Raw genomic sequence first — 18,499 nt, 5'->3', positions numbered from 1 at the left:
GGGGGCGCGCAGGCCGCGCACCCCGCGACCAAGGGGAACGGGACCATGGCGCATATCATCGTCGTCGGGAATGAAAAGGGCGGCGCGGGCAAATCCACCGTGTCGATGCATGTGGCGACGGCGCTCGCACGGATGGGGCACAAGACCAGCGCGCTTGATCTCGACCTGCGGCAGCGGACCTTTGGCCGCTATGCCGAGAACCGCAAGCGGTTCCTCGAGGCGGAGGGGCTCGAACTGCCCAGCCCGCGCTATCACGACCTGCCCGAAGTGGCCGCCGATCAGCTCAAGCCGGGCGAGAACGTCTATGACCGCAGGCTCTCGGCGGCGGTGGCGGAATTGGAATCCGACAGCGATTTCATCGTGATCGACTGCCCCGGCTCGCATACCCGGCTGAGCCAGGTGGCGCACAGCCTCGCCGACACGCTGATCACGCCGCTCAACGACAGTTTTATCGATTTCGACCTGCTCGCCAGCATCGACAGCGACGGACAGAAGATCCTCGGACCCTCGGTCTATTCCGAAATGGTCTGGAACGCCCGCCAGTTGCGCGCGCAAGCCGGGTTGAAGGCGATCGACTGGATCGTGCTGCGTAACCGGGTGGGCGCTCAGGCCATGGTCAACAAGGAGAAGATGGGCCGTGCCATCGAAAATCTTGCCAAGCGGATCGGCTTTCGCGTCGCGCCGGGGTTCAATGAACGGGTGATCTTTCGAGAGTTGTTTCCGCGCGGCCTGACCTTGCTCGACCTCAAGGATATCGGGGTCAAGGGGCTCAACATCTCGAATATCGCGGCGCGTCAGGAATTGCGCGACCTGATCAAGGCACTGAACCTGCCGGGCGTCACGGTGAAATTCTAGCACGCAGATCGACGGGCGCGAGACAAGATATCCTCAAGGCGACACCTGCCTGCCTCGACCCTTCCATCGCGATGGGACGGCCCTCTCAACCCCGATCAAATGGCAAGCTGCGAGGCCAATGGCACCCGGCTGGCAAATGATCCTATGCAGATCCGCGGGGTCATCGCCGACAAGGATACCGTCTGCCCCGACGCCGTGCCCTCTGCACCGCTGTCATGGAAGGCAAAACCGAACCACCTTCTCGAATTCCGCCGCTGGCAAGGCGATGTTCTTCCCGCCTTCTGGCAGCTTCTGGGCGATCCGCAAGTCTGGCGCTACATGCACGAGGACTGGCCCGGCGAGATGACCGACGCACTCGTGGACGACGGCTGGTCCTGTTTCGCGATCTACCGCGACAACTGAGGCTCAGACCGGCGGTCCGGTGCGCGGTTGCGGCCGGTTGCGCAAGCGGCGCCGATGCATCAGCGCCCAGAGGTTTGACGCGAACAACGCCCCGATCACCACCGCGCCGCCGACGATGGTCCAGCCGCCCGGGTCCTCACCGATCACCGCCCAGACCAGCAGCGGTGCCAGCACCGATTCCAGCAGGATGAGCAGAGCCACCTCCGCCGAGGCGATATATCGCGGCCCAAGCGTCAGCAGGCAGGTCGAGACACTGATGAACGCCCCATGCGCGAGGATCAGCGGCCAGTTCAGCGACCAGACCGCCAGCGGCTGCGCCAGCGGCCAGAACACCAATGAGGCCGCGATCATCGCCACCGGAATGGCCGGAATCATCGACACCGCGCGCAACTGCCGGGCCGCCGTCATCGCGGCGGCAAAGCTGGCCGAGACCCCGAGCGCCACCAGATCGCCACTCCAATGCGCGCCATGGGTCTCACCCGACCCCCGGGCGATCACCGCCAGCCCCGCGAACACGCCCAGCATGGTCAGGATCATCCGGCGGCTGATCGGTTCCTTGAGAAACACCAGGCTGAAGATCGCGGCAAAGACCGGCATCGAGGCAAGGATAAAAACCACATTGGCCACGCTGGTCATGCTGACGGCAAAGACAAACCCGGGCGCGGTGGCGCCGATCAACACCGTATAGATCAGCCCGGGCCGCCCGGTGCGCGCCACCTCGGCAAAGCCGCGCACACCAGTCACGGCCAGCACGCCGAGCAGGATCACACCCCCCGCCGTGATGCCGCGCCAAAAGGCGATGCTCGCGGCGTCCCCATCGATCAGCCGCACGAACAGCGAATCCGGCACCACCAAGAGCACGCCGAGCGCGGTGACCAAAAGCCCCTTGAGATGTTCGGACATGCGCCGCTGTCTCCTCCCTAATCGGGGGTCAGTCAAATCACAGGTCGGCGGCGCTGTCCATGCGGCGGCGTCAGGCTCAGCTGCGGGTCTATTTCGCCCGGGCGAGGACCAGTGACGCCGCCCCGGTCATGGTCAGGTCGATCCCCGGGAACAGGCCGGAAATCCCGAGCACCGCACCGGGCAGCCCCAGCCCTGCGCGGGCCGCAGATGCCATGCCAAACCGACACGCAACGCACCCAGAACCGTCACAAGAGCACCGCCGCAACGGCAATCAGCGTCACCAGCCCGGCCAGCGAAATGAGCGCCAGCGTCACCGCGAGCGGATTGAGGAAGGCCAGAAAACCTCCGATCAGCATCACAACGCCCAGAACGGTCAGACCTTTCCAGCCCATGTTCGGCGTCAGGATCTTTAGATCGTGGCCTGCGTCGCTTTGGGGCGTGTCATCGCGTGCGGTCATGTCGTCCTCCGTTCAAACCCATCTGTCTTTGCGGGACGCTGCGTATCGCGGCAACCGGTTTCAGCCACTTGCCCCCTCGCCATCGTCCCTCGCCCCGGTCTATGCTGTGCCCGATTACACCAGAGGAGACAGCCATGCCCGCCCCCGAAAACCGTTTCAAATCCGCCCTGACAGGCGGCGAGCGCCTGATTGGATGCTGGGCCGGCTTCGCCGATCCCTACGCGACCGAAGTTCTGGCCAGTACCGGGTTCGACTGGCTGCTGATCGACGGCGAACATGCGCCCAACGACCTGCGTTCGATCTCGGCGCAGCTGGCCATGCTGACTGGACGACAGAGCCTGCCCATGGTGCGCCTGCCGATGGGAGAGGCCTGGGCGATCAAGCAGGTCCTTGACGCGGGCGCGCAAACCCTGCTCATCCCGATGGTCGACAGCGCCGATCAGGCCCGCGATCTGGTACGCGCCACCCGCTACCCGCCAGAGGGCATACGCGGGTCCGGGGCGGCATTGGCGCGGGCCTCGGATTTCTCTCGGATCCGCGATTACATCTCCACCGCCAATGCCCAGATCTGCCTGATCGTGCAGGTCGAGAGCATCGCCGGAATCGAGGCGCTCGACGATATTCTGGCCGTCGATGGGGTGGATGGCGTTTTTATCGGCCCGTCCGATCTGGCGGTCGATATGGGCCTTGACGGCGATAGTGACGCGGCCGAGGTGCAGGAGATCATTCGCGACGCTCTGGCGCGTATCGCCGCCTCGGACAAGGCGGCCGGTATCCTCGCCCTCGATCACGATACGGCGCGGCGCTATGCCGACTGGGGCGCGCAGTTCATTGCCGTCGGCGTCGACGTGGTGATGCTGGCGCAGGCGGCGAGCGCGACCGTAGCGCGCTGGCGCGATGGCTGACTGGCTGCTGGCCGATGTCGGCGCGAGCCATACGCGGCTTGCGCGCGCCACGAGGCAAGGGATTTGCCCGGGCACGGCGCAGCGATTTGCCAATGCCGAATTCTCCGGGTTGGTCCCCCTGATGGCCGCCTATCTCGACGGTGCGACAGTCGATGCGGTCTGCGCCGGGGTTGCGGGGCCGGTGCGCCACGGCACCGCGCGGCTGACAAATCTCGACTGGGTTATCGACCCCGCTGAGCTTGCCCGCGCCACCGGTGCAACTGCGGTGCATCTTCTGAACGATCTCCAGGCGCAGGCGCAGGCGCTCGATGATCTGCCTCCCGCCAGCCTATTGCCCCTCGTACCGGGGGTGCCGGATCCGAATGGCCCGCGCATGGTCATGGGGCTGGGGACGGGTAGCAACATCGCGGTCGCGCATCGGGTGAACGGCAAGGTTTACGTACCACCTGCCGAGGCCGGGCAGTCCGGCTTGCCGCATATGGGGACGGCAGAGAATGGCCTGATTGCCGCCCTTGGGCGCGAAATGGCGCACAAACCCTGTGAGGCGTTTCTGTCGGGGCCGGGTCTTGCGCGGCTGCACCGGCTGCGCACGGGACAGGAGCAGGCCCCGGACCGGATCATCGCCGGATTTAAGGCCAGCTTGCCGAACGCGTGCGAAACACTCGAAACCTTCGGGAATATATTAGGTGCTGTAATGGGAAATCTGGCGCTCACTCATATGAGCACCGGAGGCGTCTATCTGAGTGGCGGACTGGCCCGCGCCATCGCTCCTCATTTCACCGCTCTGGGCTGTCATCGCCATTTCTGCACCAAAGGGCCCTACAAACAGATCCTTTGCAATACGCCGATATCACTTGTCACCGATGACCACGCGGCACTGCTTGGGTGCCTGCATCATCTGCGTCACATATTGCAGTAATGACCATTCAGGTGTATTTTCCAGTGCCTAAAACATGGAGCACTCCTAAAACATGGAGCACTCCATGAAACGCCTCTTCACCAACCAGATCTGTACCATGACCGAACTGCGTGAGCCGCAAGAAGTGCTCGACGCGGCGGGGGGCAAGCCCGTGGCCATCATGAAGAACTCCTAATGCATCGGCTATCTCGCGCCTGAAGCCGCCACCCTCCAGGACGAACCGCGCCACGCGACGATGGACGAGGTGATGGACGCGTGCGCAGGCACGGCCCGTGCGCGACTATCTCAAAGACAAATGAGCTTCTACTTCTGACTGTCGAGCAGGTCGGGACGCTGCATGATCTGGTGCTGAACCCCGGAGAGTTGTCAGGCAGGGCGCGCGACAAGTCCCTCGACGAGGCCTTGGCGCGCGTCGATAACCGCATTCTCTATGGCATGATCGAGGACGTGTTCGACCTCGCCGCCGCTTATGCCGAGGCGATCGCGCAGGGGCATTGCTTCAATGATGCCAACAAGCGCACGGCTTACCGCGCGATGATCGTTTGCCTGAAACTCAATGGTGTGCTGTTGACGCATGACACCGAAGACACCGGCCAACAAATCATCCGCCTCGCCCGGGGCCGGATCGATGCGGGCGCACTGGCCGATTGGCTCAGGGCGCGCGCGGGCTGAGGCCCGCGCGCGCCGCCGGTCAGTTCACCGCCCCCGCGTGAACCACCTTCAGGTAATCGCACATCCGCGTCCATTTGCTGCCGTATCGGACATCGAGATCGGCATCGCCACAATCGCTCGCCCGCGCCAGAAGATCGTCGTCGGGCTGCCAGTCGGCCGGAACCCCGAGCGATGTGCGATCGGTCGCCTGTAGCGCCAGAATGGCACGCAGCGCCTCTTCACTCGAGCGACCCACCAATGCCGGATAATCGAACATCATCCGCAGTTTCAGCGACGGGTCGATAATGAAACTCTTGCGGATCGTGCAGCCCGCATTCTCCTTGGGATGGATCAGCCCCATCTCCCGCGAGACCCGCCCACCAGGATCGGACATCACCGGAAAATCCACATCGAGGCCGAACGTGTCCTCGACATCCGCCACCCAGCGGGCTGTTTCCGCCTGACCGCTCATCGATAGCGCGGCGACAGAGATCCCGGCGTCCTCGAAATCCCGCAGCATCATCGCCATCGATGCGAGTTCGGTGGTGCAGATCGGAGTAAAGGCCGACGGGTGGCTGAAAAGATAGATCCACTCGCCCTCGGCCCAATTGTGGAACGAGATCGCACCTTGCGTACTCTGCACATTGAAGTTCGGAAAAATATCGCCGATCTGTGGCGTCCAGGCATGCACCTTGCGATACCCACGGGGCACTTCGACCCAATTTTCGGCCGCACGCGCCGACGCTGACCAGTATTTCATTTGCTCTGTCTCCGCGTTGAGGTTTCGTTCAAACAAAACAGGAGGCGGTAAATAACTACACGCTAAGGTTGTTGGTTAACTGTGGCTGAATTGAGGCAACGACATTGCAGTTTATCACAAAGCGGTGTTGCAGAAGTTACAATCTGCGCAACAGAGCGCCGGGAGCACAATCCCTTTCCCCGCCTCTCCCCCTCTGTCATAATGCCCGCCAACCCATAAAAGCAAAGAGCAGCGGCATGAACGATCTTCTCTCGTCCACCCCGAAATCCGAGTATGACGCCTCCTCCATTCAGGTGCTCGAGGATATGGAGCATGTCCGCCTGCGCCCCGGTATGTATATCGGCGGCAAGGACGACCGCGCCCTGCATCACATGGTGGCCGAGATCATCGACAATTCGATGGATGAGGCGGTGGCGGGCCACGCCACTTGGATCGAGGTGGAACTGCACGCAAACGGCCATGTCAGCGTGCGCGACAACGGGCGCGGCATCCCGATTGATCCGCATCCCAAGGACCCGAGTAAGACCGCGCTGGAAATCATCTTCTGCACGCTCAATGCGGGCGGCAAATTCTCGGGCGATAGCTACCAGACCTCGGGCGGCTTGCACGGGGTCGGCTCTTCGGTGGTGAACGCGCTTTCCGATCATCTGAGCGTCGAGGTGGCGCGCAACCGAGAGCTGTATCGCATGGCGTTCTCACGCGGGTTGCCACAGGGCCCGCTGGAAAAGGTGGGTGCCGCCCCCAACCGGCGCGGCACCGCCGTCACCTTCCACCCCGACCCCGAGATTTTCGGCGCGCTCACGCTCAAGCCCGCGCGGCTCTTCAAGATGGCGCGCTCCAAGGCGTATCTGTTCTCGGGCGTCGAAATCCGCTGGAAAACCGAAATCAGCGATGGCGACACCCCGCAGGAGGCCACGTTCAAATTCCCAGGCGGCCTGGCCGATTACCTGGCCGAGACGCTTGGCACCAGCACCACCTATGCCGAGCGCCCCTTTGCCGGGACGGTCGATTTTCGCGACAAGTACAACGTGCCCGGCAAGGTCGAATGGGCGATTAACTGGACGCCCGCGCGCGACGGATTCATCCAGTCCTATTGCAACACCGTCCCCACGCCCGAGGGCGGCACGCATGAGGCCGGGTTCTGGGCCGCGATCCTCAAGGGGATCAAGGCCTATGGCGAACTGAGCAACACCCGAAAGGCCGCGCAGATCACCCGCGAGGACCTCATATCGGGGGGCTGCGCGCTGGTCTCGTGCTTTATCCGCGAGCCGGAATTCGTCGGCCAGACCAAGGACCGGCTGGCCACCACCGACGCGCAGCGCATGGTCGAGGGGGCGGTGCGCGACCATTTCGACAACTGGCTGGCGGCCGACACCAAATCCGCAGGTGCGATCCTAGATTTCCTCGTGCTGCGCGCCGAGGAACGGCTGCGCCGGCGGCAGGAGAAAGAGACCGCCCGCAAGACCGCCACCAAGAAACTGCGCCTGCCCGGCAAGCTGGTGGATTGCACCTCGAACACCCGCGACGGCACGGAACTGTTCATCGTCGAGGGCGACAGCGCGGGCGGCTCTGCCAAGATGGGGCGGGACCGCAAGACACAGGCGCTCCTGCCGCTCCGGGGCAAGATCCTCAACGTGCTGGGCGCGGCCTCGTCCAAGCTGGGCAGCAATCAGGAGATCAACGACCTGACGCAGGCCCTCGGCGTCGGCTTGGGGACCAAATTCAACCTCGACGATCTGCGCTATGACAAGGTCATCATCATGACCGACGCCGATGTCGACGGCGCGCATATCGCGGCGCTCCTGATGACCTTCTTCTTCACCCAGATGCGCCCGATGATCGACGCAGGCCACCTCTACCTCGCCTGCCCGCCGCTCTACCGGCTGACGCAAGGGGCGAAACGGGTCTATTGCCTCGACGAGGCCGAGCGCGACGCCTGGATGGAAAAGGGCCTCGGCGGCAAGGGCAAGATCGACTACAGCCGCTTCAAGGGTCTGGGTGAAATGGACGCCAAGGACCTCAAGGAAACCACGATGGACCCGGCCACCCGCAAACTCATCCGCGTCACCATCGACGAGGACGAACCCGGCCAGACCGGCGACCTCGTGGAGCGCCTGATGGGGAAAAAACCGGAACTGCGGTTCCAGTATATCTCGGAGAATGCAAGGTTCGTGGAGGAGTTGGATGTATGAGGGGAAATCTACGCCCCTTTATCTCCATTGTGAAATCTTGAGTAGAGCCTCTCCAAAAGAACCTTTACCCGGTCAACTCCCAACCAGTCGGCCAGTCCGATCAGGACGATAAGCTCAAGTAGGAAGGTGGGAAGTAATGCCCATGCCGAAGAAAACGCATTGAAAATCGGTACGTTTCCCACGATCACAAGGGCCGCAATCCAATAAAAGCGCTCCTCTTTCCGCGAGTCTCGTTCCGCTTGGAGGTCGCTTTCAAGCTGAGCGGCGCTTCTCTCGGTTGATGTCGGTGTATGGGACAGAACCTCGCCGTCAAGCGGCTTCGGAACGTCCCATTCTGTTCCTGTATTCATCCATTATCGCACTGCTTGGTATTTGAACATTACGCGCTTTCGGAAGGTAATGCTTTGCCCAAGCGCCACCCTCCCAATGCGTGTTTCGCACTAGATCTGCCGGTGATTTATCGAGCAAATTTTCGCAAGCCTCGTCTAGAATCGCCTTCGTGTCTTCGTCAATTTCCTCCTTTGACCAAAAGACATTTGGTATTGGTTTAGCACCAAAGGCTTTTACTTTTTGGTATAATTTTGGATGCACCGGTCCGTAGTCCCATGCCTCAAAATGCCCGTCTACAAGTGGTCCCCGTTCACGCCCCATATGCACCATATGGGCGATATAGAGAATCTTTTGCAGCGACAGTTGGGTCAGGCTCCAACCAGACTTCTCACAAATGTACTGTGCGGCGGTATCGAATCTTATAGACATAGAGACACCTCCCAAGGCCTGCGTCCATGCGCGTATGATGTTCATACCACATATATGTCAACCAAGTATAAATTTCCATTAGGTCATCAAGTGAAAGGCCGACATACAGGGCAAGAGTCGTCATTTTGGTCACGATACACGATATATTGGACACCTTCCGCGCGAAACGCACCTCCGGTGCCGGGCCGCCCGCGCACCGGAGGTGCGTCATTAATAATCGGCACGCCTTTGGCGTGACGGCACGGCGATTTGGCAACCCCCCGCGCATCGCCCCGATGTTTTCCGGATTTGGCGGCCATAAAGTGCCCATAACCCCTGTTGGATCGCCGCACCGCGGCCCGACGACCGCGCGGCCCCCTTCACCCCTCTTGCCGACACGCCCCCGCACGCTTATCTTCCAAGGTGCAGCACCGGCCCCGCGCCGTGCCTGCTGCGCCCGAGGGCTCATCGCCCTGACCCTGTCAGGCTCCCCTGATCCCCTGAGCACGGCCCGATCCGGCACCCCGCCAGACCGGGATCTTTCAGGAGTCGAACCCATGTCCAAAGAGAAAAACCGGGGCAACCGCGAGGCCAAGAAGCCGAAGAAGGAAACGCCCAAGGTCCTTGCCACCGCGAATTCCAACGCCGGAAAAAACCCCACGGTGATCGCGGGCAAGCCAGTCAAGTAACCTAGACCATCGCGCGCGGAGCGGCCCCCGCCCCGCGCGTCCCCTTCGACACATCCCTGTCATCAAACCTTCACTGGACTCCCTTCTATATTTCACATATTCACGAAATATGGAAAAAGAGATTCCCGACAGGCTCGCCACCCTCGGCCACCCGCAGCGGCTGGAGCTGTTCCGGCTCCTGATGCGGCGCTATCCCGACCGGGTTCCGGCGGGCGAGTTGGCCGAGGCGCTCAGCCTCAAGCCCTCGACCCTCTCGGCTTACCTCAATGCGCTGATGCGCGCCGGGCTGGTCACGCAGGAACGCAACGGCACGTCGCTGCGATATTCCATGAACATGACAGAGGTGCGTCGCACCTTCGATTACCTGCTCAACGATTGCTGTCGCGGGCGGCCCGATATCTGCGCCCCCGTCGCCACCCTGCCCCCCACCCTGCAAGGAGGCCCGGACATGGCCGACAAGACCTACAACGCGCTCTTCATCTGCGTAGGCAATTCCGCCCGCTCGATCTTTGCCGAGACCATCCTGCGCGACATGGCAGGCGACCGGTTCACCGCCTGGTCCGCAGGCACGCGGCCGTTTTCCGAATTGAACCCCTTCGCCCTCGAGGTGCTGAAATCCAAGGGGCATGACGTCTCCGCCCTGCGCGCCAAGCATCTGGACGAGTTCACCGCGCCAGATGCCCCGGTGATGGATTTCGTCTTCACCGTCTGCGACCGCGCCGCCAACGAGGATTGCCCGGCCTGGGCCGGACAGCCGGTCAGCGCCCATTGGGGCACCCCCGACCCGGTGCTGGCCACCGGCACCGACGCGCAGATAAGCCTCGCCTTCCAACAGGCCTACGGCACGCTCAGGAACCGGATCACCGCCTTCGCCGCGCTTCCCGTCGAAACGCTCGACCGCGTCAGCCTGCAAGCCGCTGTGGACGAGATCGGCCGCGCGGCAGAGGAGGCCCGCGCATGACGGTTTATGCAGTCAACGGTCTGGGCCGGATCGGCAAGCTGATCCTCAAGCCGCTGCTGGAGCGCGGCGCGCAGATCGCGTGGATCAACGACGCCGTGGGCGATGCCGAAATGCACGCCCACCTGCTGGAGTTCGACACGGTGCATGGCCGGTGGGATGCCACATTCGACCATGACGCAGGCAGCATCACCATCGACGGCACCCGCCTGCCCTTCATCGGCACGCGCGATCTGGCCGCCTTGCCGCTCGACGGCGTCGATGTGGTGATCGACTGCACCGGCGTTTTCAAAACCGAGGCGAAACTCGCCCCCTATTTCGACGCCGACGTGAAAAAGGTCGTCGTCTCCGCCCCGGTCAAGGACGGCGGTGCCGCCAATATCGTCTATGGCGTCAATCACGATATCTATGACCCCGCCCGCCACCACATCGTCACGGCGGCAAGCTGCACCACAAATTGCCTCGCCCCCGTGGTCAAGGTGCTGCACGAGGCCATCGGCATCAAGCACGGCTCGATCACCACAATCCATGACGTGACCAATACGCAGACCATCGTGGACCGACCCGCCAAGGACCTGCGCCGCGCGCGCTCGGCGCTCAATTCGCTGATCCCCACGACCACGGGCAGCGCCACGGCGATCACGCTGATCTATCCCGAACTGACAGGCCGCCTGAACGGCCACGCCGTGCGGGTGCCGCTGCTCAATGCCTCGATCACCGATTGCGTGTTCGAGATGGAGCGCGAAACCACAGTGGAGGAGGTCAACGCCCTCTTTCAGGCCGCCGCCGACGGGCCGCTCGCGGGCATCCTCGGCTATGAGACGCGCCCGCTGGTCAGCGCCGATTACACCAACGACCCCCGCTCCGGCATCGTCGATGCGCCCTCGACCATGGTCATCAATGGTACGCAGGTAAAGGTCTATGCGTGGTATGACAACGAGATGGGCTATGCGCATCGCCTCGTCGATGTGGCCTGCATGGTGGGGGCGACGGTGTGACGGCACGGCCCGAGGGACTGAGCGCCTATATTGCCGTCACGGCGGCCTACTGGGCGTTCATGCTGACCGATGGCGCGTTGCGCATGCTGGTGCTCTTGCACTTTCACACGCTGGGGTTCAGCCCGGTGCAGCTGGCCTATCTCTTTGTCCTCTACGAGATCGCGGGCATGGTGACCAACCTCTCCGCAGGCTGGATCGCCGCGCGTTTTGGCCTCACCTCGACGCTCTATGCGGGCCTCGGCCTTCAGGTGGTGGCGCTCATTGCGCTGGCGCAGCTTGATCCCACGTGGACCGTCGCCGTGTCGGTCGCTTACGTGATGGGTGTGCAGGGCGCGTCCGGCGTGGCCAAGGATCTGGCCAAGATGTCCTCGAAATCCGCCGTCAAGCTGCTGGCACCGACGGGCGATGGCGGGTTGTTTCGCTGGGTCGCGGTGCTCACCGGGTCCAAGAACGCGGTCAAGGGGCTGGGCTTCCTGCTGGGCGCGGCGCTGCTGGCCGGGATCGGCTTTGTCGGCGCGGTCTGGGCGATGGCGGCGATACTGGCGGTGATCCTTCTGGCCGTGGCGCTGGCCATGCCGCCAGGCCTGCCGACGGGCCGCAAGGGCGCGAAGTTTTCCGAGGTCTTCTCGAAATCCGCCAATGTCAACTGGCTCTCGGCGGCGCGCGTGTTCCTGTTTGGCGCGCGCGACGTGTGGTTCGTGGTGGGCATCCCGATCTATTTCTACGGGGTACTCTCGGACGGGTCCGAGGCCGGAAACCGCGCCGCGTTCTTCCTGATCGGCACATTCATGGCGGGCTGGATCATCCTTTACGGCGCGGTGCAGGCAAGCGCACCGCGTTTGATGCGCGCGGCCTTCCGCCCTGAAGGCGATCTCATTCGCGCGGCACGGGGCTGGGCCCTGGCCTTGCTGGCGGTGCCGGTGGCCCTGACCGTCGCGGCACTGTTGGCGGGCGGGCCGCAGACATGGCTGACGGTGACACTGGTGGCCGGGCTCCTGGCCTTCGGGGCCATCTTCGCTGTGAATTCGGCGCTGCATTCCTACCTGATCCTCGCCTTCACGCAGGCGGAACGGGTGACAATGGATGTTGGCTTTTACTACATGGCCAACGCGGGCGGGCGGCTTCTGGGCACGGTGCTCTCGGGGCTGACCTATCAGGCGGGCGGCTTGCCCCTTATGCTGGGCACGGCAAGCACGATGATCGCCGTCTCGGCCCTCGCGTCCGGGCGGCTTGATGCGGCCCAAGAATCGGAGACACCAACATGAGCACATTCGAGCGTTACCTCACCCTCTGGGTCGCCCTCGCGATGATCGCGGGCATCGCCCTGGGCAACACTATTCCGGGGCTGGTCAATGCCATTGCCGCGGCGGAGGTTGCCCGCGTCAACCTCGTGGTGGCGGTGCTGATCTGGGCGATGGTCTACCCGATGATGGTCGGGGTCGATCCCTCCAGCCTGCGCGACGTGCTGCGGCAACCGCGCGGCCTGGGCATCACGCTGGCGATCAACTGGCTGATCAAGCCGTTCACCATGGCCGCCCTCGCGGTGCTGTTCTTCGAAGGGATCTTCGCCGATCTCATCGCGCCCGCCGACGCACAGCAATATATCGCCGGTCTGATCCTGCTGGGCGCGGCCCCCTGCACGGCGATGGTCTTCGTCTGGTCGCAACTGACCCGGGGCGATGAGAATTATACATTGCTACAGGTCAGCGTGAACGACGTGGTGATGGTCTTTGCCTTTGCGCCCATCGTCGCCTTTTTACTGGGCGTGACTGACATCACCGTCCCGTGGCAGACGCTGCTGCTCTCGGTCCTGCTCTTCGTGGCGCTTCCCCTCGCGGCGGGCATCTGGACCCGGCGCAGACTGGCGTCCGAGGCGCGGATCGCGGCGTTTCAGGCCCGGGTCAAGCCGTGGTCGGTGATCGGGCTGATCGCGACGGTGATGATCCTCTTCGGCCTTCAGGGTCAGGTGATCCTCGACCGGCCGATGGTGATCGGGCTGATCGCGGTGCCGATCCTCGTGCAATCCTACGGCATCTTCGTGCTGGCCTATGCGGCGGCTTGGCTGCTCCGCGTGCCCCACCGGATCGCGGCCCCCTGCGCGCTGATCGGCACGTCAAATTTCTTCGAGTTGGCGGTCGCAGTCGCGATCTCGCTCTTCGGGCTCAATTCCGGCGCGGCGCTGGCCACGGTGGTCGGCGTGCTGGTCGAGGTGCCGGTGATGCTCTCATTGGTGGCCTTCGCCAACCGGACCCGGACGCGTTTCGCCTGAGGCGGCGGATAGCGTAGGGCGGTCGCATCACGATGGAGATGTTTTCGGGGATGCAAAGCGCGTTTGCACCATGCCAGTCGGCACCATCCATGACCAGGATGGCGTGAGCGCCCGATGCAACGGCCTTCGAGATCCCGAACGGATGCGAGCTCATGGCTTCGGTATTGTTCGCGGGCGCACGTTCCTCGATAACCCGCCAAAGTATCCCATGCACTGTTTTCTTGTCAGATCGCATATAACTCTTCAATCCAGACAAGTTTTTCGATCGCAGTCGGTCGATGGCAAGCAAGTAAAGCCTCGAAGTCAGTTGTTTTCTGTTGAGCCCAATCTGCAAAATCCGGTTCTTGCTTTTTGCACGCCGAATGGATCGGCAGTCCCTTTTTCGACACGGCGGTTCCAATCCTGTCGAGTTTTGAGGCATATGCCCCACGACTCACCCGGTCTCAGGGCACTTCAAGAGGTTTCCTACATGCGAGCATGGCACCACTTCTACCCCGCTCTGCCGGTCTTCCACGGCCGCGAGCAATTGCGTGCCGGGATCGGCGCTCTGATCGGGATCAGCCTTTGTTCTCTTATGGTAAGCCTTGGCGTCAGGCTGGGCACGCCTTCACTTTATCTCGTCGCCCCCTTGGGCGCGACGGCTGTCTTGGTGTTCTGCGTTCCGAACTCGCCGCTCGCCCAGCCGTGGTCTGCCATCGTCGGCAATGTCACGGCGGCACTTGTCGCGCTCCTGACGGTCCAAGTTTTCCCAACCCCATGGTCGGTCGGCGTCGCAGTCGGTGCCGCGATCATCGCAATGATGTTTGTTCGGGCCTTGCATCCGCCGGGCGGTGCCGTGGCATTGCTGACCGCGCTCGAACCCGCGCCAGCACTTGAGGCGGGTCTGCTCTTTGCTTTGATGCCGGTCGGGTCGACCACCGCAGTTCTGGTCCTTGCAGCTATAGTCTACAACCGGCTTACAGGACGGGTTTATCCGTTCCGTCAACCTGACATGGTGGACACAGTCGATCCCCAGCTACGATTGGGATTGTCGACCGATCAGCTCGGCGCGCTGCTCGACCGCTTCAACCAGACAGCGAACCTCGGCGTGGCGGATCTCGGGCGGATGCTGGCCGCCGCCGAAGCCGAAGCGGCGCAACACCGGTTCGATGGCACGACCTGCGCCGACATCATGACCACAGGCCTCATCACGGTGCGGCTGGATACGCCGATCCGTGAGGCGGCGCGCCTGTTCCGCAATCATGCCATCAAGAGCCTTCCCGTGGTGAACGACGACGTGAAGTTGTGCGGTCTTGTTCTCCAGGCGGACCTGCTTGAAGGGGTGGCGGCGCAAGACCGTCCGATGACCTGGCGGCGGCGGGCTGATCGCCGCACCGTTTCGGACGTGATGCGGCAGGCTGACCGCGCCGTTTCGCAGGATCTTCCTGTCGGCGCGCTTCTGAACCGCCTCGCGGCACGGGGAAGCGAGGTCGTTCCGGTTACGCGCGACGATCGTCTCGTCGGTATCCTGACCCGCTCTGATATCATCCGGCTTCTGCTTCATGGGGCGGCAGACCGCCCGGCGGCGTAGGCATCGCTTGAAAATTGGGCATGCGGAACACATTTTCGGTGCGAGCGTGGACGACCGCGCCCGGCCAAACGGTCAGCACAGGGGACGGCCCGAATTCTAATCGGAGCCATTCGATGCGCAGCACCGCAGACCGTATTCGCCAGGCCGTCAGTTTCGAGATCATCGGTATCGTAATCGTCACCCCGCTCTTCGCTTGGGCCTTTGATCATCCGTTGGGCGACATGGGTGTTCTGGTTGTGCTCGGGGCCACGGTCGCGACGACCTGGAACTACGTCTTCAACCTCGTCTTCGATCACGTCCTGCACTGGCGACGGGGCGATATCCGCAAGTCGCTGCCACTGCGCATCGTTCACGCCGTGCTGTTCGAGGTGGCGCTGCTGGTGCTGCTGCTGCCCCTCTTTGCCTGGTGGCTCGGTGTTTCGCTGATCGCGGCGCTCTACATGGAAATCGCCTTTGCGGTATTCTACATGTGTTACGCCTTCGTCTTCACTTGGTGCTACGATACCCTGTTCCCGCCGCAACAACCCGAACGGACGGCGTGACGACAAAAGACGACACCGACAGAGGCACCGGCCCTTGCTTTGCCCATCTGCCTGTCTACGGAAGGAATTATCGAGGTGGCCTCACCGAGGCGTAGCCGCCTGCGACGCGGGGCACCTTGAAGCATCAAGGAGCCCCTGAGGAGGAGCCGACCGCTGGATACCATGCCCTCCCCAAGCGCGATACCCGGTTCTCTCTGCTGCGGGATTGATCCGGGTTGGTTTCTGACCCGCCGATCAGCGCAGGCGGCAGGCCCCGTGCAACCATTCGACAGGTTCGGTAGCAATCCACCGGTGTCCCGATCCTTGGCGGCACTGTCCGGTCCGGCACCCCTCGCAAGGCATTGCGGAGGGGTGCTGGAAACGGTGCCGATGTCCGGCGGCCGAGCGGTTATGCCTGTCTCAGATCGTCCGGCAGGGTGGCCTCGGGCAGACCCTGATAGCAGACCGGGCGCAGGAAGCGGCGGATAGAAAGCGTGCCAACCGAGGTCGCGCCGAAATTGGTCGAGGCGGGATACGGCCCGCCATGCACCATCGCGTCGCAGACCTCCACCCCGGTCGGAAAGCCGTTGGCCAGTATCCGCCCCGCCTTGCGTTCGAGCACCGGCAGCAGCCTGCGCGCCGCCTCCGTATCGCCGTCGTCCATATGCAGCGTGCAGGTGAGCTGGCCCTTGAGGCTTGCCGCCACCTGCGCCATCTCCGACAGGTCCGCCACCCGCACGATCAGCCCCAAAGGCCCGAACACCTCTTCGCCGAGCGTCTCGTTGGCGAGCCATGTCTTGCCGTCGGTTTCAAAGAGATAGGGCGTGGCGTTGCGCTGGTCGCAGGTGCTGCTCAGCACCTCCTGCACGCCGCTTGACGCCGCGACGCGGTCACGACCGTCGCGATAGGCCCGGGCGATACCGTCGGTCAGCATGACCTGCGCGCCGGTCTTCGAGAGCGCCGCCCTGGTGGCCTCAATGAAGGTGTCAGCCTCTGGCCCGTCGATCACGATGGCGATGCCGGGATTGGTGCAGAACTGGCCCGCGCCCATGGCAAGCGACCCAGCCCAGCCTTCACCGATCGCCGCGCCACGTGCCGCGAGCGCCTCGGGCATCAGGAACATCGGGTTGACCGAGCCCAGTTCGCCGAAGAACGGGATCGGCTCGGGCCGCTGTGCGCAGAGATCGAATAGCGCGCGCCCCCCGGCGAGCGAGCCGGTAAAGCCCACCGCCTTTACCAGCGGGTGCTGCACCAGCGCCTGCCCGACCTGCCGGTTGCCGCCCTGCACGAGGCTGAAGACACCCTTGTGAACACCGCTTTTCTGGATCGCGGCATGGATTGCCTCGGCGACGATCTCGCCGGTGCCGGGATGCGCGCCGTGGCCCTTGACCACGACTGGACAACCCGCCGCAAGGGCGGCGGCGGTGTCGCCCCCGGCGGTTGAGAAGGCCAGCGGAAAGTTTGACGCGCCAAAGACGGCGACGGGGCCGATGGGCCGCTGCATCGCCCGCAGGTCGGGGCGCGGCAAGGGCTGACGGTCGGGCAGTGCCGGGTCGTGGCGACGGTCGAGGTAATCGCCCTTGCGGATATGCTCGGCGAAAAGCCGCAACTGGCCGGTCGTGCGGCCACGCTCGCCTTGCAGACGGGCCTCGGGCAGACCGGTTTCGGCGGTGCCTATCGCGGTGATCTCGTCTCCGCGCGCCTCGATCTCATCGGCAATCGTGTCGAGGAACGTGGCACGCGCCTCGCGGCTGGAATAGCCGTAGGACAGGAACGCTTCTTCTGCCGCCTGCGCCGCCGCATCGACCAGATCCGGCGTGCCGACAGAGAACACATGCGCCACGCCGCTGGCAGGTTCGGAGGAAAACGTGTCCTCCGAGGCAATCCAGGTCCCGGCGATCAGGTGTTTTCCATGCGGTGTGAATGTCATTGCGTATCCTTTGGCTTTTTCATTTGGCAGGAAAGTGGGCGCGTCAAAGCGTCAGCGGCCGGTCTTCTCGCGCCAAGCTTCGAACTTTTTTCCGGTTCTCGTCCTTGGTGCAAGGATAAAGTCCGATGATCGGGGCGCCGTTCCCGACCTTTTCGAGCACGAACGCCCGAGGCGCATCCATGCCCTTGTATTCCTCCGCGCTCTCGTCCGCCAGATGCGCGAAGATCACATTGACCCCATCGCGGTCGCCGACAAGGATGCCGCCCGGACAAACCGGCACACCGCCGCAGGAGATTGGCACCTTGAGATCACGCGCCTCATGCAGCGTCAGGTTGGTCGGAGCCGACGGGCATGCGTGAAAGGCGGGCATTGCGAATTGTCCGATGCCATGGGCATCACGGAACCCGCCGTCAGAGACGATCCCCGCCGCGCCGCGCTTGGCGAGCCGGGTGACGAGGATCGACCCTGCAGTGGCGGCGCGGGCATCGCGGCGCGCATCCCTCACCCGCACATGACCTTTAGGGCAGGTCTCAATCGCAACGTGCTGCGGGCGATCGGGGTTGCGAAAAACGGTGATCGGATTGCGATCCTCGCGCGCCGGAACATTGCGCAAGGTAAAGGCCGGGCCGACCATGTTCTCATCCTTGGGCGTGGCCGGGATGACGCCTGAATGGACTGATTGCGCAAGCCGCGCTTTTAGAGAACGGTTGCAATCGACGCGCTCGATATCGCCCTGAGCCCGGCACGGGTGTCGTCGGACAAGCGTCTGACCCGTCATCTG

The 18,499-nt window shown here is 63.4% G+C and carries 20 protein-coding genes; 13 read left to right on the top strand and 7 right to left on the bottom strand.

What is annotated here, in order from left to right:
* Positions 1 to 45: 45 nt before the first annotated feature.
* A complete protein-coding gene (locus BHD06_RS06190) occupies positions 46 to 855 on the top strand; it encodes a division plane positioning ATPase MipZ (RefSeq protein WP_080456313.1) in 810 nt (269 codons plus the stop codon).
* A 144-nt stretch (positions 856 to 999) separates the two neighbouring features.
* Positions 1,000 to 1,257, top strand: a complete 258-nt coding sequence (locus BHD06_RS06185) for a hypothetical protein (protein WP_176214297.1) — start codon at positions 1,000 to 1,002, stop codon at positions 1,255 to 1,257.
* Between the two features lie 3 nt (positions 1,258 to 1,260).
* Here BHD06_RS06185 and BHD06_RS06180 read toward each other — a convergent pair whose 3' ends face one another.
* From BHD06_RS06180 to BHD06_RS06175, 3 genes are all read right to left on the bottom strand, one after another.
* On the bottom strand, positions 1,261 to 2,160 hold the full coding sequence (locus BHD06_RS06180; RefSeq protein ID WP_080456119.1) for a DMT family transporter: 900 nt from the start codon (positions 2,158 to 2,160) through the stop codon (positions 1,261 to 1,263).
* An 88-nt stretch (positions 2,161 to 2,248) separates the two neighbouring features.
* Positions 2,249 to 2,374, bottom strand: coding sequence for a hypothetical protein (locus BHD06_RS24220; protein WP_254892331.1), 126 nt, complete (start codon positions 2,372 to 2,374; stop codon positions 2,249 to 2,251).
* A 31-nt stretch (positions 2,375 to 2,405) separates the two neighbouring features.
* A complete protein-coding gene (locus BHD06_RS06175; protein ID WP_080456118.1) occupies positions 2,406 to 2,618 on the bottom strand; it encodes a hypothetical protein in 213 nt (70 codons plus the stop codon).
* A gap of 134 nt (positions 2,619 to 2,752) precedes the next feature.
* On the opposite strand from BHD06_RS06175, the gene BHD06_RS06170 reads away from it, so the two are divergent.
* From BHD06_RS06170 to BHD06_RS06155, 3 genes are all read left to right on the top strand, one after another.
* A complete protein-coding gene (locus BHD06_RS06170; protein WP_080456117.1) occupies positions 2,753 to 3,523 on the top strand; it encodes an HpcH/HpaI aldolase/citrate lyase family protein in 771 nt (256 codons plus the stop codon).
* Positions 3,516 to 4,442 (top strand): glucokinase, encoded by a 927-nt coding sequence (locus BHD06_RS06165; protein WP_080456116.1) that lies wholly within the window; start codon positions 3,516 to 3,518, stop codon positions 4,440 to 4,442. Before BHD06_RS06170 ends, BHD06_RS06165 begins: the two co-directional genes overlap by 8 nt.
* 255 nt (positions 4,443 to 4,697) lie before the next feature.
* A complete protein-coding gene (locus BHD06_RS06155; RefSeq protein ID WP_254892330.1) occupies positions 4,698 to 5,114 on the top strand; it encodes a type II toxin-antitoxin system death-on-curing family toxin in 417 nt (138 codons plus the stop codon).
* Positions 5,115 to 5,133: 19 nt separating this feature from the next.
* On the opposite strand, the gene BHD06_RS06150 is transcribed toward BHD06_RS06155, so the two are convergent.
* Positions 5,134 to 5,853: a redoxin domain-containing protein gene (locus tag BHD06_RS06150; protein WP_080456115.1), complete on the bottom strand. Its 720-nt coding sequence runs from the start codon at positions 5,851 to 5,853 to the stop codon at positions 5,134 to 5,136.
* Between the two features lie 236 nt (positions 5,854 to 6,089).
* Between BHD06_RS06150 and parE the strand changes: the two genes are divergently transcribed.
* Complete coding sequence (gene parE, locus BHD06_RS06145) at positions 6,090 to 8,045, top strand: DNA topoisomerase IV subunit B (RefSeq protein WP_080456114.1); 1,956 nt, start codon at positions 6,090 to 6,092, stop codon at positions 8,043 to 8,045.
* A 309-nt stretch (positions 8,046 to 8,354) separates the two neighbouring features.
* Here parE and BHD06_RS06140 read toward each other — a convergent pair whose 3' ends face one another.
* Positions 8,355 to 8,804, bottom strand: a complete 450-nt coding sequence (locus tag BHD06_RS06140; protein ID WP_176214296.1) for a Panacea domain-containing protein — start codon at positions 8,802 to 8,804, stop codon at positions 8,355 to 8,357.
* Positions 8,805 to 9,340: 536 nt separating this feature from the next.
* Between BHD06_RS06140 and BHD06_RS24215 the strand changes: the two genes are divergently transcribed.
* From BHD06_RS24215 to BHD06_RS06110, 7 genes are all read left to right on the top strand, one after another.
* A complete protein-coding gene (locus BHD06_RS24215) occupies positions 9,341 to 9,472 on the top strand; it encodes a hypothetical protein (RefSeq protein WP_254892329.1) in 132 nt (43 codons plus the stop codon).
* A 109-nt stretch (positions 9,473 to 9,581) separates the two neighbouring features.
* Positions 9,582 to 10,433: a helix-turn-helix domain-containing protein gene (locus tag BHD06_RS06135; protein ID WP_080456112.1), complete on the top strand. Its 852-nt coding sequence runs from the start codon at positions 9,582 to 9,584 to the stop codon at positions 10,431 to 10,433.
* On the top strand, positions 10,430 to 11,428 hold the full coding sequence (locus BHD06_RS06130; RefSeq protein ID WP_080456111.1) for an ArsJ-associated glyceraldehyde-3-phosphate dehydrogenase: 999 nt from the start codon (positions 10,430 to 10,432) through the stop codon (positions 11,426 to 11,428). The genes BHD06_RS06135 and BHD06_RS06130 overlap by 4 nt, the downstream gene beginning before the upstream one ends.
* Positions 11,425 to 12,693, top strand: a complete 1,269-nt coding sequence (gene arsJ / locus BHD06_RS06125; RefSeq protein ID WP_080456110.1) for an organoarsenical effux MFS transporter ArsJ — start codon at positions 11,425 to 11,427, stop codon at positions 12,691 to 12,693. The genes BHD06_RS06130 and arsJ overlap by 4 nt, the downstream gene beginning before the upstream one ends.
* Positions 12,690 to 13,697 carry an ACR3 family arsenite efflux transporter gene (gene arsB / locus BHD06_RS06120; protein ID WP_080456109.1) on the top strand — a complete coding sequence of 336 codons (1,008 nt, stop codon included), beginning with the start codon at positions 12,690 to 12,692 and terminating at the stop codon, positions 13,695 to 13,697. The genes arsJ and arsB overlap by 4 nt, the downstream gene beginning before the upstream one ends.
* Positions 13,698 to 13,767: 70 nt before the next feature.
* A complete protein-coding gene (locus BHD06_RS06115; RefSeq protein ID WP_254892328.1) occupies positions 13,768 to 15,267 on the top strand; it encodes an HPP family protein in 1,500 nt (499 codons plus the stop codon).
* Between the two features lie 113 nt (positions 15,268 to 15,380).
* Positions 15,381 to 15,809: a PACE efflux transporter gene (locus tag BHD06_RS06110; protein ID WP_080456107.1), complete on the top strand. Its 429-nt coding sequence runs from the start codon at positions 15,381 to 15,383 to the stop codon at positions 15,807 to 15,809.
* A 388-nt stretch (positions 15,810 to 16,197) separates the two neighbouring features.
* Here BHD06_RS06110 and BHD06_RS06105 read toward each other — a convergent pair whose 3' ends face one another.
* Both BHD06_RS06105 and BHD06_RS06100 read right to left on the bottom strand, forming a co-directional pair.
* Positions 16,198 to 17,718 (bottom strand): aldehyde dehydrogenase (NADP(+)), encoded by a 1,521-nt coding sequence (locus BHD06_RS06105; RefSeq protein ID WP_080456106.1) that lies wholly within the window; start codon positions 17,716 to 17,718, stop codon positions 16,198 to 16,200.
* A 43-nt stretch (positions 17,719 to 17,761) separates the two neighbouring features.
* Complete coding sequence (locus tag BHD06_RS06100; protein ID WP_307718123.1) at positions 17,762 to 18,496, bottom strand: ribonuclease activity regulator RraA; 735 nt, start codon at positions 18,494 to 18,496, stop codon at positions 17,762 to 17,764.
* Positions 18,497 to 18,499: the final 3 nt, after the last annotated feature.

The organism is Roseovarius sp. A-2, assembly GCF_002072155.1.
GTDB lineage: Bacteria > Pseudomonadota > Alphaproteobacteria > Rhodobacterales > Rhodobacteraceae > Roseovarius.
Note: the sequence above shows the minus strand (reverse complement) of the source record. Positions and strands in the feature narration are given on the sequence as shown.

What these genes read in the sequence shown, in the direction of transcription:
- BHD06_RS06190 (WP_080456313.1), top strand. Translation starts at nt 46, where the DNA reads ATGGCGCATATCATCGTCGTCGGGAATGAAAAGGGCGGCGCGGGCAAA.
- BHD06_RS06185 (WP_176214297.1), top strand. Translation starts at nt 1,000, where the DNA reads ATGCAGATCCGCGGGGTCATCGCCGACAAGGATACCGTCTGCCCCGAC.
- BHD06_RS06180 (WP_080456119.1), bottom strand. Translation starts at nt 2,160, where the DNA reads ATGTCCGAACATCTCAAGGGGCTTTTGGTCACCGCGCTCGGCGTGCTC.
- BHD06_RS24220 (WP_254892331.1), bottom strand. Translation starts at nt 2,374, where the DNA reads ATGGCATCTGCGGCCCGCGCAGGGCTGGGGCTGCCCGGTGCGGTGCTC.
- BHD06_RS06175 (WP_080456118.1), bottom strand. Translation starts at nt 2,618, where the DNA reads ATGACCGCACGCGATGACACGCCCCAAAGCGACGCAGGCCACGATCTA.
- BHD06_RS06170 (WP_080456117.1), top strand. Translation starts at nt 2,753, where the DNA reads ATGCCCGCCCCCGAAAACCGTTTCAAATCCGCCCTGACAGGCGGCGAG.
- BHD06_RS06165 (WP_080456116.1), top strand. Translation starts at nt 3,516, where the DNA reads ATGGCTGACTGGCTGCTGGCCGATGTCGGCGCGAGCCATACGCGGCTT.
- BHD06_RS06150 (WP_080456115.1), bottom strand. Translation starts at nt 5,853, where the DNA reads ATGAAATACTGGTCAGCGTCGGCGCGTGCGGCCGAAAATTGGGTCGAA.
- parE (WP_080456114.1), top strand. Translation starts at nt 6,090, where the DNA reads ATGAACGATCTTCTCTCGTCCACCCCGAAATCCGAGTATGACGCCTCC.
- BHD06_RS06140 (WP_176214296.1), bottom strand. Translation starts at nt 8,804, where the DNA reads ATGTCTATAAGATTCGATACCGCCGCACAGTACATTTGTGAGAAGTCT.
- BHD06_RS24215 (WP_254892329.1), top strand. Translation starts at nt 9,341, where the DNA reads ATGTCCAAAGAGAAAAACCGGGGCAACCGCGAGGCCAAGAAGCCGAAG.
- BHD06_RS06135 (WP_080456112.1), top strand. Translation starts at nt 9,582, where the DNA reads ATGGAAAAAGAGATTCCCGACAGGCTCGCCACCCTCGGCCACCCGCAG.
- BHD06_RS06130 (WP_080456111.1), top strand. Translation starts at nt 10,430, where the DNA reads ATGACGGTTTATGCAGTCAACGGTCTGGGCCGGATCGGCAAGCTGATC.
- arsB (WP_080456109.1), top strand. Translation starts at nt 12,690, where the DNA reads ATGAGCACATTCGAGCGTTACCTCACCCTCTGGGTCGCCCTCGCGATG.
- BHD06_RS06115 (WP_254892328.1), top strand. Translation starts at nt 13,768, where the DNA reads ATGCCAGTCGGCACCATCCATGACCAGGATGGCGTGAGCGCCCGATGC.
- BHD06_RS06110 (WP_080456107.1), top strand. Translation starts at nt 15,381, where the DNA reads ATGCGCAGCACCGCAGACCGTATTCGCCAGGCCGTCAGTTTCGAGATC.
- BHD06_RS06105 (WP_080456106.1), bottom strand. Translation starts at nt 17,718, where the DNA reads ATGACATTCACACCGCATGGAAAACACCTGATCGCCGGGACCTGGATT.
- BHD06_RS06100 (WP_307718123.1), bottom strand. Translation starts at nt 18,496, where the DNA reads ATGACGGGTCAGACGCTTGTCCGACGACACCCGTGCCGGGCTCAGGGC.